Source organism: Pseudomonas sp. YNh, assembly GCF_037993085.1.
Lineage (GTDB): Bacteria > Pseudomonadota > Gammaproteobacteria > Pseudomonadales > Pseudomonadaceae > Aquipseudomonas > Aquipseudomonas putida.
In genome coordinates this window covers 13,242-27,501 of record NZ_JBBMRJ010000029.1, presented here as the reverse complement: position 1 = coordinate 27,501, position 14,260 = coordinate 13,242, and the positions used below count along the sequence as shown (strand labels likewise).

Genomic DNA, 14,260 nt, shown 5'->3' with positions numbered 1-14,260 from the left:
TAGCGCCTTAAGAGGCAGGTGCAGCGCTGCGCTGCACGGCTACCAGCAAGGCCGTGGCACTGGCGCCACGGCAATCCACAACCTGTTGGGCCCCAGCGGCCCGGGCCTGTTCGGCAACCCGTGGGCTGGGCACGAACAGCGGCAGGCGTGCCAGCTGCGGCCAATCCGCGCCGGCCAGCTGCTGCAGATGTTCAAAACCCTGCCCACTGCTGACCACCAGGCCATTGAGGCGTTCCGCTTCGATGCGGCGCTTCAGGGTGCCCGCCGGGTAATCCGGCAGGCAGCGACGATACAGTTCCAGATATTCGACACTAGCACCTTGCTCTGCAAGACGCTCTGCCAGCAGTTCGCGACCTCCGACGCCGCGCACGACCAGGACACGCGCTGCAGGCACGGCAACGGCCTGAAGCAGGGCCGGTAACGCCAGCAAGGCTTCGCTGTCATCGCCACGCGGCGGAGTGTTTACCTCCAGCCCGGCGCCCTGCAGCACTGCAGCGGTTGCCTCACCCACGGTGAACCAGCCTTGCCGTGGCGGCTGCAGGCTGGCTTCGGCCAGTTGCTCAAGCAACAACCGGGCAGCTGGCTTGCTGACCACGATGATCGCCTGGAAGCCATGCAGGCCTTCCAGCAGCAGACGCTGCCGGGGCTCCACGGTGACGGGCTCTATCGCCAGCAGCGGCAGGCAGCTGCTGCCCACCCCCGCTGCCGCCAGGCTTTGCGCCAGCGCCGCACAGTCCTCGGCAGGCCGGGTCAGCAGCAGGCGCCATTGGCTCACGGGTGGCCGGCCTCGCCGTAGACTTCCTTGAGGATGGCCTCGGCACCTTGGCCCAGCAGGTCTTCGGCCACCTGTACGCCCAAGGTCTCGGCACCAGCGCGATTGGCACGGGCTTCGGCCACCAGCAGGGTATCCCCGTTCGGCTGGCCGACCAGGCCACGCAGCCAAAGCTGGTCACCTTCGAGCACCGCGTAGCAGGCAATCGGCACCTGGCAGCCACCATTCAGGTGTTTGTTCAGGGCGCGTTCGGCCACTACCCGGTCGGCGGTGTCGGCATGGTGCAGCGGCGCCAGGAGTGCGTGGATCTCGAGGTCGGCACTGCGGCACTCGATGCCCACCGCACCCTGGCCGCCAGCCGGCAGGCTGTCATCGACGCTGATGGTGGCGGTGATGCGGTCTTCAAAGCCGAGGCGGATCAGGCCGGCGGCGGCGAGGATGATGGCGTCGTACTCGCCGGCGTCCAGCTTGGCCAGGCGCGTATTGACGTTGCCCCGCAGGAAGCGGATTTGCAGGTCCGGGCGGCGCGCCAGCAACTGGGCCTGACGGCGCAGGCTGGAAGTGCCGACGATGCTGCCGGCAGGCAGCGCTTCAAGGCTGTCAAAGGTGTTGGAAACGAAGGCATCACGCGGGTCTTCACGCTCGCAGATGCAGTACAGGCCCAGGCCTTCGGGGAAGTCCATGGGCACGTCTTTCATCGAATGCACGGCGATGTCGGCTTCGTTGTCCAGCAGGGCGGTTTCCAGCTCCTTGACGAACAGGCCCTTGCCGCCGATTTTTGCCAGCGGCGCGTCGAGCAGCTTGTCACCCCGGCTGACCATGGGCACCAGGGTCACCAGCAGACCGGGGTGGGCCTGCTCCAGGCGGGCTTTGACGTATTCGGCCTGCCACAGGGCCAAGGCACTTTTACGGGTGGCAATGCGGATTTCGCGAGTGGACATGGAACGCCCCGATCCAGAGAAATGCCGCCGATGATAACAGCATCTCCTTTATCGCTTGCAGATGTGGATCAGCTGAGGGCCTCTTCGCGGCTAAAGCCGCTCCCACAGGGTGAGGTGCCGCTCTACAGGCCAATGATCAACCTGTGGGAGCGGGTTTACCCGCAAACAAGGGCACAGCCCTTGCCATGCGGGCGCCGTGTCAGAGGGTCTGCATCATCTTGCGCACGCCGGCAACATGCCGGCGGCTGACTGTCAGGGCATCACCGTCCAGGCCTTTCAGGTACAGCTGAAAGTGCCCCAGCGGGGTACGCTGCAAGCGTTCTATGCGCTCGCGGGCAACCAGCGCATTGCGGTGAATACGCACGAAGCGTTCGCCAAATTCATCCTCCAGGGCTTTGAGCGGCTCGTCGAGCAGCACTTCCCCGGCCTCGTGGCGCAAGGTGACGTATTTGTGGTCGGCAATGAAATAGATCACCTGGGGCAAAGGAATCAGCTCGATGCCTTTACGCGTGCGGGCACTGATGTGGCTACGTGGGCCGCCACCTTCATTGGCCGGCCGGGTAAGCGCCGCCAACTGGGCGCGGTTGGGTTTTTCGGCCTTGCGCAAGGCATCGCGCAACGCCTGGGCCTGGAACGGCTTGGTCACATGGCTGAGGGTACTGTCCTTGAATGCCTCGGCACCGTATTCGTCATCCCCGGTGCAAAACACCACCGCCGGCGGCGCCTCGCGTTCGCACAGGCGAGCGGCTACCTGCAGGCCATCCAGGCCTGGCATGCCGATGTCCAGCAGGACCACATCGGGCTTGAGGCTTTCGATCAGCGCAAGGGCCTCCTCGCCGTTGGTGGCGCTGGGCTCCAGCACGGTGTAACCCTCCAGTTCGCCGAGTAGCCGGCTGAGGCGTTCACGGCCTTGGGGTTCGTCATCAACGATCAGGACATTCATAATTGCGCTGGATTCCTGAATGAGTCTCGCACAGGTATAGCGTAGACAGGTGTGGTTCGAGCGACACTGCGGTCACGCTCTAGACCGGTGCGATGGCCAAAGATTCACTCGGACGGCAGATTCACCGCCAGTCCTTTGTCCAACTGTAGACGGTCCGTGGAACACTGCCGTTCATTCCTTAAAATCCTTCTCTGCCATTTTCCGGGCATTTCTCTCGACCGGCGCCCTGCGGCAGCCAGCCCAACCCTGCTATTATCGGCGCCACTTTTTCGTTCACGCCTGCAATGAGTGAATCCATGAGCACCGACAAGACCAATCAGTCCTGGGGCGGCCGCTTCAGTGAGCCCGTCGACGCCTTCGTCGCCCGTTTCACCGCCTCGGTCGATTTCGACAAGCGCCTGTACCGCCACGACATCATGGGTTCGATCGCCCATGCCACCATGCTGGCGCAGGTCGGCGTGCTCAGCGATGCCGAGCGCGACACCATCATCGATGGCCTGAAGACCATCCAGGGCGAAATCGAAGCCGGCAACTTCGACTGGCGCGTCGACCTCGAAGACGTGCACATGAACATCGAAGCACGCCTGACCGACCGCATCGGCATCACCGGCAAGAAGCTGCACACCGGCCGCAGCCGCAACGACCAGGTAGCCACCGATATCCGCCTGTGGCTGCGCGACGAAATCGACCTGATCCTGGCCGAAATCACCCGCCTGCAGCAGGGCCTGCTGGAGCAGGCCGAGCGTGAAGCCGAAACTATCATGCCCGGTTTCACCCACCTGCAGACGGCTCAGCCGGTCACCTTCGGCCACCACCTGCTGGCCTGGTTCGAAATGCTCAGCCGCGACTACGAGCGCCTGGTCGACTGCCGCAAGCGTACCAACCGCATGCCCCTGGGCAGCGCCGCGCTGGCGGGCACCACCTACCCCATCGACCGCGAACTGACCTGCAAGCTGCTGGGCTTCGAAGCCGTGGCCGGCAACTCGCTGGACGGCGTGTCGGACCGTGACTTCGCCATCGAATTCTGCGCCGCTGCCAGCGTGGCGATGATGCACCTGTCGCGCTTCTCGGAAGAGCTGGTGCTGTGGACCAGCGCGCAGTTCCAGTTCATCGACCTGCCGGACCGCTTTTGCACCGGCAGTTCGATCATGCCGCAGAAAAAGAACCCGGACGTGCCAGAGCTGGTACGTGGCAAGAGCGGCCGCGTGTTCGGCGCCCTCACCGGCCTGCTGACCCTGATGAAAGGCCAACCGCTGGCTTACAACAAGGACAACCAGGAAGACAAGGAGCCGCTGTTCGACGCTGCCGACACCCTGCGCGACTCGCTGCGTGCCTTTGCCGACATGATCCCGGCGATCAAGCCAAAGCACGCCATCATGCGTGAAGCGGCCCTGCGCGGTTTCTCCACCGCCACCGACCTGGCCGACTACCTGGTACGCCGTGGCCTGCCGTTCCGTGACTGCCACGAAATCGTTGGCCACGCTGTGAAGTACGGCGTGGACACCGGCAAGGACCTGGCCGAGATGAGCCTGGACGAACTGCGCCAGTTCAGCGACCAGATCGAGCAGGACGTGTTTGCCGTGCTGACCCTGGAAGGCTCGGTGAATGCCCGTGACCACATTGGTGGTACGGCGCCGGCGCAGGTGCGTGCTGCCGTGGTTCGTGGCAAGGCCCTGTTGGCGTCTCGCTAACCCCCCAAGGCGAGGGCTTCGCCCTCGTTCGCGGGCACGCCCGCTCCCACAGGTATTGCACAAGTTTCAAAAACGGTGCAGACCTGTGGGAGCGGGCATGCCCGCGAAGGGCTCAACACCAGACTCAGCGCTTGCCGCTGCGGATCATCTCCATGAAGGCCGGCATCGACGCTTCCTTGTCCGCCACGATCCGCGCCATGTGCGGGTTCTCGCCCATCAGCTGCAGCAACGCCTTGGCCTGCGGGAAGTCGGCCAAAAAGTCGATGTTCAGCACTTTCTTGCCCACGGCATAAGCCAGGTCGACCGAGAAGCAGAACATCAGGTCTGCCAGCGTCAGCTGCTCACCCGCAACATAGGGCGCAAAGCGACCGTTGCGCTTGAGGGTGGCAAAGCCGGCCAGCAAATCGGCACGCGCTTTCTCTTTGACCAAGGGCTCAACCGACATGCCGAAGAACGACTCGGCATAGCAAGTACGCGCCGGCAGCTCGATGTACAGCTCGATTTCCTTGAGCAGCTCACGCACCTTGGCCTGCCCGAACGGGTCGGCCGGCAGCAGTGCCTTGCCGCCTTGGGTCTGCTCGATGTAGTCGAGGATTACACTGGTTTCACTGAGGAAGCCGTGCTCTGTCTGCAGCACCGGCACCTTGCCCCGCGGGCTCACTTCCAGCGCCTGTGGCGCCTGGCCGCCATAGAAGGTGACTTCTTCGAATGGCAGGCCTTTTTCCAGCAGGGCCAGCTTGACCATGTTGTAGTAGTTGCTGACCGAGAATCCATGAAGCTTGAGCATGAGGTAACAGCCTCCAGGCCGTAAGGGGTTGGCCCGGCTTTTATAGACCCTAAGCCCGCCCCTGACCAGCGTCATGCACCCCGTCAATGCCCGGGCATTGCCGCCACGGGCGTGGCACACTGTGCATCCCATCACAGGAGTACCGCCATGAGCGAGCCCACCGACATCGACAATGACGACGAAGCCTTCGCCGAGGCGACACTGACCCAGGCCATCGAAAACCAGATTGAAAGCGGCGAACCGCCTGCGGCCAAGGCCACCTTCAACAAGCTGACCCTGGTCGGTTACGAGCGCGAGGACATCCTCAACCTGATGGCCCATGTGCTGGCCTTTGAGATCGACAACATGCTGGTGGAAGACCGCGCGTTCAACGGCGAGTGGTACGAGAACGCCTTGCGGGCGCTGCCGGAGCTGCCGCCTGAGATGGATCAAGGCGAGGACGAATAACCCGACTACACTCGAAGGTCAGGCACCGTAAGCGGTGCCGCCATCCTTGTCTGGAAGTCAGGAGTCGCCATGTCTTTTACCCCCGATCTGATCGCTGAACTGGAAGTACTCGCGCTGTTCAAACACGACAGCAGCCAGGAAGGCATCAAGATAAACAGCAACGCCGCCCCTGCCCTGGTCGCCGCTGCGCAACGCCTGCATGAAAAGGGGCTGACCGATCAACCCGATGGCGGCTACCTGACCAGCCTGGGTCACGACGCCGTTGACAGTGTCCAGCTGCTGCAGAACATCCTCAAGGCGCCACAGCCGGCCTGAACAGAGATCACAAGGGGCCGCGCTGCGGCCCCCGGTCAGTTGGCCGTTGCCCTGCGCTTTTCCACCAGCCACGAGCGCCCATACAGGAACACGATGGCCAGCAAGGCCACCGCCTGTGCCGACAGCGAGTAGGCATCAGCGTGAATGCCCAGCCAATCGAACTCGAAGAACGCCACCGGCCGTGTGCCCAGCACCCCGGCTTCTTGCAGCGCCTTCACGCCATGCCCGGCAAACACCACCGACAGCGCGCAAAGCAGCGCGGCGTTGATGCTGAAGAACAGCGTCAGCGGCAGCTTGGCAGAACCGCGCAAGATCACCCAGGCCAGGCCCACCAGCAGCACCAGCGCCGTGGCGCCACCCGCCAGCACCGCCTGGTGCCCGGCAGGGCCTGCCTGCAACCACAGGGTTTCGTAGAACAGGATCACTTCGAACAGTTCGCGGTACACCGAGAAAAACGCCAGCATCGCAAAGCCAAAGCGCCCGCCGCCGCTGACCAGGCTGCTTTTGATGTAGTCCTTCCAGGCAGCAGCGTGGCGGCGGTCATGCATCCATACACCGAGCCATAGCACCATCACCGCGGCAAACAGCGCCGTGCAGCCTTCCAGCAGTTCGCGCTGGGCGCCGCCCACATCGATCACATAGGCCGCCACCGCCCAGGTGGCGAACCCGGCGACCAGCGCCAGCCCCCACCCGATGTTGACGCTGCGTACCGCCGACTGCTGCCCGGTGTTACGCAGGAAGGCCAGGATCGCCGCCAGCACCAGAATTGCCTCCAGGCCTTCGCGCAGCAGGATCAGCAAACCGGAGATATAACTCAGCGACCAGCTCAGGCCGTCGCTGCCCAACAGCTTGGCGGCCTGGTCGAGCCTGCTCTTTGCCTCAGCCAGACGCTGTTCGGCCTGAGCCACGGGCAGGCCATCCTGCAGGGACTGACGGTAGGCCATCAGGGATTTTTCGGTGTCCTTGCGCGCCTGGGTGTCGATGTTGTCCAGCGAGCTTTCCACCAGCTCGAAGCCTTCCAGATAGGCCGCTACCGACAGGTCATAGGCCTGGTCGTGGTCACCTGCGCGGTAGGCGGCCAAGCTTTTGTCCAGCGTGTTGGCAGTGTATTCGAGCAGTTGCGCCGGGCCGCGCTTGACTTGCGGCGGCTGGGCACGCTGGGCACGGAAAGCTTCCACGACCGCGCTGCCTTCGTTGGCGGCGACTTCGGCCGGGGTCTGGCGAGCCAGGTCGGCGATGTTCCAGGTCTTGTCGCCTTTGCCGGCTTCCGGCTTGGCGGTGAAGCTGGCGATATAGGCGGCCACATCCCAGCGCTGGCGATCATCCAGCTGGTCGGCAAAGGACGGCATCTCAGTGCCGTCGATGCCCAGGGCCAGGGTGTTGTAGAGGTCGAACAGGCTCAACTGGTCCAGACGCACGACATCACGCAGGTTGGCGGGCGCAGGCTCCAGGCCCACGCCAGCGGGGCCGTCGCCTGCGCCGGTGTCGCCGTGGCAGATCGAGCAGTTTTGCGTATAAAGCGAAGCGCCACGGGCCGGGTCAGGTGTGATCACCGGGGCCTGGCTGACCTCGTAGGCCACTGCCAGTCGCGCGCCCAGCTGGCGGGCCTGCCGGGCGACAGCGGTGCCCTCCTGTCGCTGATCAATGGCCTGGCGTAACGCCTGGACGCCCTGTTCCAGGGCTTTTTGCTCGGTATTTGTGGGCAGGGCTTTGACCAGGTCGGCCAATACCGCGCTGAATTCCTGTTGCTCGCGGTATTCGCCCTCGTCGATCACTTTGCCGCCTTGCACGGTCGGCGGGTAGTCGGCGCCGATGTAGTCCAGCAGGTGCAGGGCCTTGCCGGCCTCGGCGGGGGACTCGGCCTGCGCCAGGGTGCTGCACAGCGCCAGCACCGGGCCAAGCAATATAGCCGGCAGCCAGGCAAGCAGACAGGAACGGGTTTTCATGGCCAGTCTCGAAGGGAATGCGAAAGAGAACATTGTTCACTCCGACTTGCCTTCGCTCAAGGGTGCTGGGCGGATTTCATGAAAAATCTTGCTACAAATCAGATGACAAGCATTCCGCCGCCCTCAGAACCTGCGCTGATCAGTGGGGGATGGCTTTGCCGGCGATGGCGGCCACGCCGATCCCACAGGAAACACTGGGTACCAATTGAGTAATCGCCAATTGAGCCATCGTCACTAGCCTGATGTGCAAACCAACAGGAGGCAGGGAACATGGATCGTCCCCATTCAGAGCAGTTACGGCTTGGACATTGTCCTGAACCCGAAGCGAGCGGGTTTGGGGATTATCCTCCCATCGCCGGCAAGCCAGCCCCTACAGGTGACACACGAGGCTTGAACGCAGTGACGTACCTGTGGGAGCTGGCTTGCCGGCGATGGGCCGCACAGCGGCCCCAGGTTTTTGGCAGCCAAGTAACACTGACAGTTGGGAGAATGCGTAACTGAACGGCACATTGGGCTGCAGGCGAAACCGGTCAAAGCTTTCCACGCCAACGGTGGAAGGGTCTCTTGGGTCGTTGCTCATCGCTTGTAGTCACATGTGCCCCCCTACCTGACGAATTTCCACCTCATCTTCTCCTACCCTGAACGTCATGCGCTGACTACCATCGAGACGGACTTGCCAAAGGCCCAGCTTTTTGTTCGTGATCTTTAAATTCGGATCTCCCATTTTTTTGGCAGCCTCGGTAAATGAAAGTCCTTCTTTTTCAATAGCGTCGACAAAGATACTGTAGTTATGCTCCGCCGCAGGCGACAAATCTTTCATATCCCTGTCGCGTAGCCGCTTTACTTTAGGAGGGCTCACGGGGCTTGTAATAGAACTCGAAGCGTTAAATTGACCTTGCCTATTTGCACGCTTGACATCAAGTTTCAGGGGTTTGACACGCCTCATATGCCCTGTAGGATCGAAAAAATTCACTGGATCACAAGAGACATAGGCATAGGCATGCCACCCCCCCCTGCCGAACGGACTCCAGCTATCAGCGCTGTTGAAGCGCATCAGCGCCGGGTTGTATGCCCGGTAGCCGGCGCCTAGCAAATAACACCCAGTTACCCCATCACGCGGCTGTCCGTCAAAACCCAACGCGCCCGCTAACGGGGCAACATCAAAACCGTAGGGCGCATAACTGAACTTTTCACAAGAGCGCTCAGCCCGCCCTTTCACAGTGCCATCAGGCATACCACACGTAACTTTTTCCATGCCCCACCTACCTGGTTAAGTCAGGCGGAGCATGGCGAACTCTCAAACGGTCAAGTAACTAGCAGATCTATGGGCGTGGCGGCTCAGCCGTACCTGCCTTCCAGCCCCCACCCAATGCCAGAAACACACCGATCTGCCCCATGGCTACCTGACTATTGGCCGCCGCCAACTGCGCACGCATGTCGGTATAGGTGCGCGTGGCCTGCAAATCCGCCAGGAACGATTCACGCCCTGCCTGGTAATACCGGTGGGTCTGGTCCGCCGCTTCCTTGGCCGATTTTTCTGCCTCGGCCAAGGCATCACGCCGGTCCAGCAGGGCGCTGTACTGCGCCAGGCGGGTCTGGGTTTCGCGAATGGCGTTCAGCACCACGCCATCGAAGTTCGCCAACGCCGCCTGGGTAGAGGCTTCGGCCATGCGAATACGCGCACGGGTGCCATTGGTGGGGATGGTCCAGCTGACCTGCGGGCCGAAGCCCCAGCGGTTGGTCGACGGCTCGCCGAGGTTTTCCAGAATGCCGATGGTGCCGACCTGGGCGCCAATGCTGATGTCCGGGTACAGCGCGCCGGTGGCCACGCCGATGTAGGCAGTGGCAGCAGCCAGCTGGCGCTCGGCCTGGCGCACGTCGGGGCGACGTTTGAGCAGCGCGGCGCCATCACCCACCGGGACCAGCTGGTTCAGGTGCGGTAGCTCGGCACAATCTGCGGTGCCGGCAGGCAACTGGTCGACCGGCTTGGCCAGCAGCGCGGCCAGTGTGTACATGCCGGTTTCGCGCTCGGCCTTGAAGCGTGGCAGTTCGGCGCGCAAGGATTTGAACTGGGTCTGCGAGCGGGTGACCTGAGTTTCATCACCACGGCCGGCATCGCGCAGGCGCTGGTTGAGTGTGACGCTCTGCTCCTGCAGGTCCAGCGACTCACGGGCGATGTGGAGTTCCTCGTTGGCCGAGCACACCTGGGTATAAGCCTTGACGACGTCTGCCACCAAGGTAATACGGGCGGTATCGGCAGCGGCCTGTACAGCGTCGGCATTGGCCTTGGCGGCCTCGGTGCCGCGCTTGAAGGTGCCCCACAGGTCGAACTGGTACGAGGCACTGATGATGGCCTCGCCAATGTTGGCCACCGGTACCTTCTCGGGCTGCAGGAAGGCTTCGCCCGACTCCTGCAACCGCTGGGCGCCGAGTTTGACGCCACCATTGAAGCCACCTTGCGATTCGGCCACTTCGACCTGGGCGCGGGCCTTGGCGATGTTGGCCGCCGCCACGCGCAACTCGGTGTTGGCACTCAGGGCCTGACGCACCAGCGCGTTCAGCCGCTGGTCCTGATACAGCTGCCACCAGTCCTCGGGCACCGGCGCCGAGACCACGCTGTCGGCATCCTGGCGCAGGGGGCCGCTCAGGTCGCTGCGTTGCACCGCCGCGTCCTTGGGCACCTCATAGTCGGGCCCTACCATCATGCAGGCCCCTAGTGACAGGCACAGGCCGGCCAGGATCAGCTGTTTCATGGGCGCTCGCCCTCGATGATCGACACCGTGGCGGTGCGCCCGGCAATCATGCGGAAGTCCTGCGGCACTTCATCGAAGGCGATGCGCACCGGAATACGCTGGGCCAGACGCACCCAGCTGAACGCCGGGTTGACGTTGGGCAGCAGGTTGGCACCGCTGCTGCGGTCGCGGTCTTCGATGCCCGCAGCAAAGCTCTGCACATGGCCGCGCAGGCGGGTGTTGTCGCCCATTACGCGAATGTCCACGGCATCGCCAATGTGGATGCCACCCAGCTTGGTCTCTTCAAAGTAGCCATCGACGTGGTACGAGGTGCTGTCGACCACCGACAGCACCGGGCGGCCGGCGGTGACGAATTCGTGGTTACGCGGGGCGCGGTCGTTCAGGTAGCCGTCCACCGGGCTGCGCACCACCGAACGGTCGAGGTTGAGCTGGGCGGTATCGACTGCCACCTGGGCCTCGCTGACAGCCGAGCGGGCTCGGGCCTCGCGGGACTGGCTTTCTTCCAGCTGCTCGGCGGCCACCAGGTTGCCCAGCTTGCGGTTGCGCTGCGCCTCGCGTGAGGCCTGGGCCAGGGTTTCCTGGCGTTCGCCCAGGGTGGCCTTGGCCTGGCGCAGGGCCAGGGTGAAGCGGTCCTGGTCGATGGTGAACAGCACGTCACCGCGTTTGACGGTCTGGTTGTCGCGCACCTCGACCTTCTGGATCAACCCCGACACATCGGGGGCGATCTGGATCACGTCGGCGCGGATGTGGCCGTCGCGGGTCCAGGGGGCAAACATGTAGTACACCACCATCTGCCACACGAGCACGGCGGCGAAGGTCACTACCAGCAAGGTCAGGACCACACGGCCCAAGGTCAGCAAAGGTTTTTTCATGGCAGCATCAGGTTTCGGCAAAAGTGGTCCACCGCGCCAAGCAGCACGGCATACAGAGCAACGTTGAACAACGCCCGGTGCCAGACCAGGCGGTAGAAATGCAGGCGCACCAGCACCGCGTGCACCCCCAGGAACACCAGGTAGGTGCCAAACATCATCACCAGCAGCGTGGGCAGAAACACCCCGCTGATATCCAGTTCACCAATCACAGGGGCGCTCCGTCGAGGCCAGGGGGCAGTTGCGGTTGTTCGGCGGGTTCGAGCATCACTTCCACGCCCGGCAACAGCGCCAGCCGCAGGCCACTCAGGGCATGCAACAGGTGGGTGCGGGCATCGCCACGCTCGTACAATTCATCCAGGTTCAGCGCCAGGCGTGCGCGTTCCATGTTGCGCAGCAGCGCGGCCGGGGCATGCAGGCGCTCACCGGCACGCAGGCAGGCGGCGTAGTGCGCGCCGACTTCTTCGACCACCGTGCGCAAGCGCTCGCGGGCCTGCTGGCCGGCGCGCGGCATATAGGCCAGCAGGTCGAGCAAGTTCAGCCCCACGCGCAGGTCACGCAGTGCCACGCCGCTGTCCTGGCCGGTTTGCGACAGGCGCGGCAGGTGCTGCATCAGGCGGTCGAGCATCTGCACGCCCACCTGGCGTTGCTCGGCCAGGGTCGCCGGCTCGGTCATTTCGACAATGTCGCGCCAGGCGAAGCGGGTCATGCGCTTGGCCGCCAGCTCCACGCCGAACGGGCGCATCACCAAGGTCCAGATGAACGCGAACAACAGGCCAACGGGGCCGGCCAGGTTGGCGTTGAGGAAGGTGAAGAAGTCGGCGTCGTAGGCACCCTGGATGCTGATGAAGGTCGAGGTGTTGACGATGGTCAGCAAGGTGCCCAGGTAGAAGCGCGGCTGCACGGTCAGGGTGCCGATACAGATGAACGGCACGGCAAACGCCAGCACCAGCATAGGGAAATCGTGCAGGTTGGGCAGCACCAGGAACAGGTACAGGCTGGAGAAGATGACCGACATCAGCGTCCAGAAGAAGAACCGGTAGATCTGCGGCGCCGGGTCGTCCATGGCAGCAAAGAAGCTACACGACACGGCAGCGAGGATCACGGCGCTGGCGCCGTCGTTCCAGCCCAGGCCAATCCACAAGCCGCACGCCACCACAATCGCCAGTACGGTAGAGGCCACCGAGTACAGCATCAGGCCACGGTCGAAGAATGCCGTCAGGCGGCCCAGGCGCCAGTGGCGGTACACCGCGCGCCAAGGCTTGGCATCGTCAGTACGCAAGGCGTGCTGCAGGGTGCAGCAGTCCTGCCACAAGTCAGCCCATTCGGTCAGGCGGTAAAGGGCGTTGGACAGCAGCAGTTCGGCGCGCTGGTCGAGGGCGGCGGCACCGGGCTGCAGGCGGTCGATCTGCTCGTGCAGCGCGGTCCAGCGCGTTACCGAAGCGCTGTGAGCAGTGCCTTTCAGCCATTCGCGCGCGGCTTCAAGCACGGGTTGAAGCTGGGCGAACTGGGCCGGGGCACGGCCCTCCAGGGCCACAAGTGCGTCGTCGAGCGCATCAATGACCGGCAGCAGGTGAATCATCCGCCCACGCAGCTCACGAGCGTTCTTCAGGGTATGTGGGCCGGCACCTTCGTGGCCTAGCTGGCCGATCATCAGCTCCAGCGAGTTGAAGGTGGCGACCATCGCCCCGCGCATGCCGCCGACCTTGTCGGCGCTGGCTTCGCGGGCCAGGTAGGTGTCGCTGTAGCGGATCGCCTCGCTGAACCAGTTACCGGTGGCGCCGACCACCACGGGGGCCAGCCGGCGCGGCCAGAAAATGGCGCCGACCACTGCCGCACAGACGATCCCCAGGCAAATTTCCTGGGCACGGGAGGACGCCACGTCGAACACCGCCAGCGGGTTGTCGACCACCGCCAGGGCGATCATCGGCAGGGTATAGCCAGCCAGCATCAACACGTAGTTGTTGGCCGTGCGCAGGTTCAGCGACAGGAACAGCAAGGTGCCGGTCCACAGGGCGATGGCGATGCTCAGCAGCAACGGCGACTGCACCAGCGGCGGCACCAGGAAAATCGCGCCACCGGCACCCAGCAACGTGCCCACGGCGCGGTACAACGCCTTGGAACTGGTTGGGCCGACAAACGGACTGGAGACGATGTACACCGTGGCCATGGCCCAGTAGGGGCGCGGCAGCTGCATGAGCAACGCGATGTACAAGGCGATCATGGAGGCGGCGAAGGTACGCGCACCGTAGAACCAGTCGCGGGCCGGTGGTACTGAGCTGAAGAAGCCGTTCATGCCACCCCGCCCGCACCGCCCAGGCCGGCTGCTTCGAAGGCGCGCAGCACGCGCAAGGTGGCTTCCAGGTCGGCCTGATCGATACCGTTGAGCACATCGCGGCGCAGGCGCACCAGCTCGGCTTCGATGGCCTCGGCCAGGGCACGGCCTTCGGTGGTCAGGCTCAGGGCCTTGGCGCGACGGTCCAGTGGGTCCTCGCTGCGGCACACCAGGCCAGCCTTGCACAGTTGGTCGAGCAGGCGCACCAGTGACGGGCTTTCCAGGCCGGCAGCCTGGGCTACGGCCACCTGGTGCACACCGTCGCCCAGGCGCACGATCATAAGCAGCGGCGCAGCGCAGGCTTCGGAAATGCCGTAACCGGTCAGGGCGGTATGGCAGATGCGCCGCCAATGACGGGCGGCGACCACCATGCCACTGCTGACTTGCAGGCGCAGGAGATCAAGGGACATGAAAGGAACCAAGGATATTCATAGTTTGCTAACTATCAATATACGCCTTGC

The 14,260-nt window shown here is 63.7% G+C and carries 13 protein-coding genes and 2 pseudogenes; 3 read left to right on the top strand and 12 right to left on the bottom strand.

What is annotated here, in order from left to right:
- Positions 1-7: 7 nt before the first annotated feature.
- From WF331_RS23425 to WF331_RS23415, 3 genes are all read right to left on the bottom strand, one after another.
- On the bottom strand, positions 8-775 hold the full coding sequence (locus WF331_RS23425; RefSeq protein WP_016497481.1) for a uroporphyrinogen-III synthase: 768 nt from the start codon (positions 773-775) through the stop codon (positions 8-10).
- Complete coding sequence (hemC, locus tag WF331_RS23420; RefSeq protein ID WP_340623338.1) at positions 772-1,713, bottom strand: hydroxymethylbilane synthase; 942 nt, start codon at positions 1,711-1,713, stop codon at positions 772-774. Before hemC ends, WF331_RS23425 begins: the two co-directional genes overlap by 4 nt.
- Positions 1,714-1,912: 199 nt before the next feature.
- Complete coding sequence (locus WF331_RS23415) at positions 1,913-2,656, bottom strand: LytR/AlgR family response regulator transcription factor (protein WP_015268539.1); 744 nt, start codon at positions 2,654-2,656, stop codon at positions 1,913-1,915.
- 296 nt (positions 2,657-2,952) lie between these two features.
- On the opposite strand from WF331_RS23415, the gene argH reads away from it, so the two are divergent.
- A complete protein-coding gene (gene argH / locus WF331_RS23410; protein WP_014861057.1) occupies positions 2,953-4,347 on the top strand; it encodes an argininosuccinate lyase in 1,395 nt (464 codons plus the stop codon).
- 124 nt (positions 4,348-4,471) lie between these two features.
- On the opposite strand, the gene WF331_RS23405 is transcribed toward argH, so the two are convergent.
- Positions 4,472-5,134 carry a glutathione S-transferase gene (locus WF331_RS23405; RefSeq protein ID WP_016484339.1) on the bottom strand — a complete coding sequence of 221 codons (663 nt, stop codon included), beginning with the start codon at positions 5,132-5,134 and terminating at the stop codon, positions 4,472-4,474.
- Positions 5,135-5,281: 147 nt separating this feature from the next.
- Here WF331_RS23405 and WF331_RS23400 point away from each other — a divergent pair, with 147 nt between their 5' ends.
- Positions 5,282-5,581: a hypothetical protein gene (locus WF331_RS23400; protein WP_016497478.1), complete on the top strand. Its 300-nt coding sequence runs from the start codon at positions 5,282-5,284 to the stop codon at positions 5,579-5,581.
- A gap of 69 nt (positions 5,582-5,650) precedes the next feature.
- On the top strand, positions 5,651-5,896 hold the full coding sequence (locus WF331_RS23395) for a TIGR02647 family protein (protein WP_016484337.1): 246 nt from the start codon (positions 5,651-5,653) through the stop codon (positions 5,894-5,896).
- Between the two features lie 35 nt (positions 5,897-5,931).
- On the opposite strand, the gene WF331_RS23390 is transcribed toward WF331_RS23395, so the two are convergent.
- The 8 genes and pseudogenes from WF331_RS23390 to WF331_RS23360 all read right to left on the bottom strand — a co-directional run bounded on the left by WF331_RS23390 (position 5,932) and on the right by WF331_RS23360 (position 14,209).
- Positions 5,932-7,875 (bottom strand): FTR1 family protein, encoded by a 1,944-nt coding sequence (locus WF331_RS23390; RefSeq protein WP_340623337.1) that lies wholly within the window; start codon positions 7,873-7,875, stop codon positions 5,932-5,934.
- A 427-nt stretch (positions 7,876-8,302) separates the two neighbouring features.
- A pseudogene (locus tag WF331_RS29395) lies at positions 8,303-8,422 on the bottom strand (DUF3077 domain-containing protein); the annotation flags it as partial.
- A 363-nt stretch (positions 8,423-8,785) separates the two neighbouring features.
- Positions 8,786-9,076, bottom strand: a pseudogene (locus tag WF331_RS23385) (RHS repeat-associated core domain-containing protein); the annotation flags it as partial.
- 88 nt (positions 9,077-9,164) lie between these two features.
- The gene (locus tag WF331_RS23380) at positions 9,165-10,595 is read right to left on the bottom strand and encodes an efflux transporter outer membrane subunit (protein WP_016497475.1); all 1,431 of its coding nucleotides are present in this window, start codon (positions 10,593-10,595) and stop codon (positions 9,165-9,167) included.
- Positions 10,592-11,467 carry an efflux RND transporter periplasmic adaptor subunit gene (locus WF331_RS23375; protein ID WP_016497474.1) on the bottom strand — a complete coding sequence of 292 codons (876 nt, stop codon included), beginning with the start codon at positions 11,465-11,467 and terminating at the stop codon, positions 10,592-10,594. The genes WF331_RS23380 and WF331_RS23375 overlap by 4 nt, the downstream gene beginning before the upstream one ends.
- Complete coding sequence (locus WF331_RS23370; protein WP_016497473.1) at positions 11,464-11,676, bottom strand: DUF1656 domain-containing protein; 213 nt, start codon at positions 11,674-11,676, stop codon at positions 11,464-11,466. The genes WF331_RS23375 and WF331_RS23370 overlap by 4 nt, the downstream gene beginning before the upstream one ends.
- A complete protein-coding gene (locus tag WF331_RS23365) occupies positions 11,673-13,760 on the bottom strand; it encodes an FUSC family protein (protein WP_174371001.1) in 2,088 nt (695 codons plus the stop codon). Before WF331_RS23365 ends, WF331_RS23370 begins: the two co-directional genes overlap by 4 nt.
- Positions 13,757-14,209 carry a MarR family winged helix-turn-helix transcriptional regulator gene (locus tag WF331_RS23360; RefSeq protein WP_174371000.1) on the bottom strand — a complete coding sequence of 151 codons (453 nt, stop codon included), beginning with the start codon at positions 14,207-14,209 and terminating at the stop codon, positions 13,757-13,759. The genes WF331_RS23365 and WF331_RS23360 overlap by 4 nt, the downstream gene beginning before the upstream one ends.
- Positions 14,210-14,260 lie beyond the last annotated feature (51 nt).

Bases quoted from the DNA above. Each gene is read 5' to 3' on its own strand.
- hemC (WP_340623338.1), bottom strand. From the start codon at position 1,713: ATGTCCACTCGCGAAATCCGCATTGCCACCCGTAAAAGTGCCTTGGCC.
- WF331_RS23415 (WP_015268539.1), bottom strand. From the start codon at position 2,656: ATGAATGTCCTGATCGTTGATGACGAACCCCAAGGCCGTGAACGCCTC.
- argH (WP_014861057.1), top strand. From the start codon at position 2,953: ATGAGCACCGACAAGACCAATCAGTCCTGGGGCGGCCGCTTCAGTGAG.
- WF331_RS23405 (WP_016484339.1), bottom strand. From the start codon at position 5,134: ATGCTCAAGCTTCATGGATTCTCGGTCAGCAACTACTACAACATGGTC.
- WF331_RS23400 (WP_016497478.1), top strand. From the start codon at position 5,282: ATGAGCGAGCCCACCGACATCGACAATGACGACGAAGCCTTCGCCGAG.
- WF331_RS23395 (WP_016484337.1), top strand. From the start codon at position 5,651: ATGTCTTTTACCCCCGATCTGATCGCTGAACTGGAAGTACTCGCGCTG.
- WF331_RS23390 (WP_340623337.1), bottom strand. From the start codon at position 7,875: ATGTTCTCTTTCGCATTCCCTTCGAGACTGGCCATGAAAACCCGTTCC.
- WF331_RS23380 (WP_016497475.1), bottom strand. From the start codon at position 10,595: ATGAAACAGCTGATCCTGGCCGGCCTGTGCCTGTCACTAGGGGCCTGC.
- WF331_RS23375 (WP_016497474.1), bottom strand. From the start codon at position 11,467: ATGAAAAAACCTTTGCTGACCTTGGGCCGTGTGGTCCTGACCTTGCTG.
- WF331_RS23365 (WP_174371001.1), bottom strand. From the start codon at position 13,760: ATGAACGGCTTCTTCAGCTCAGTACCACCGGCCCGCGACTGGTTCTAC.
- WF331_RS23360 (WP_174371000.1), bottom strand. From the start codon at position 14,209: ATGTCCCTTGATCTCCTGCGCCTGCAAGTCAGCAGTGGCATGGTGGTC.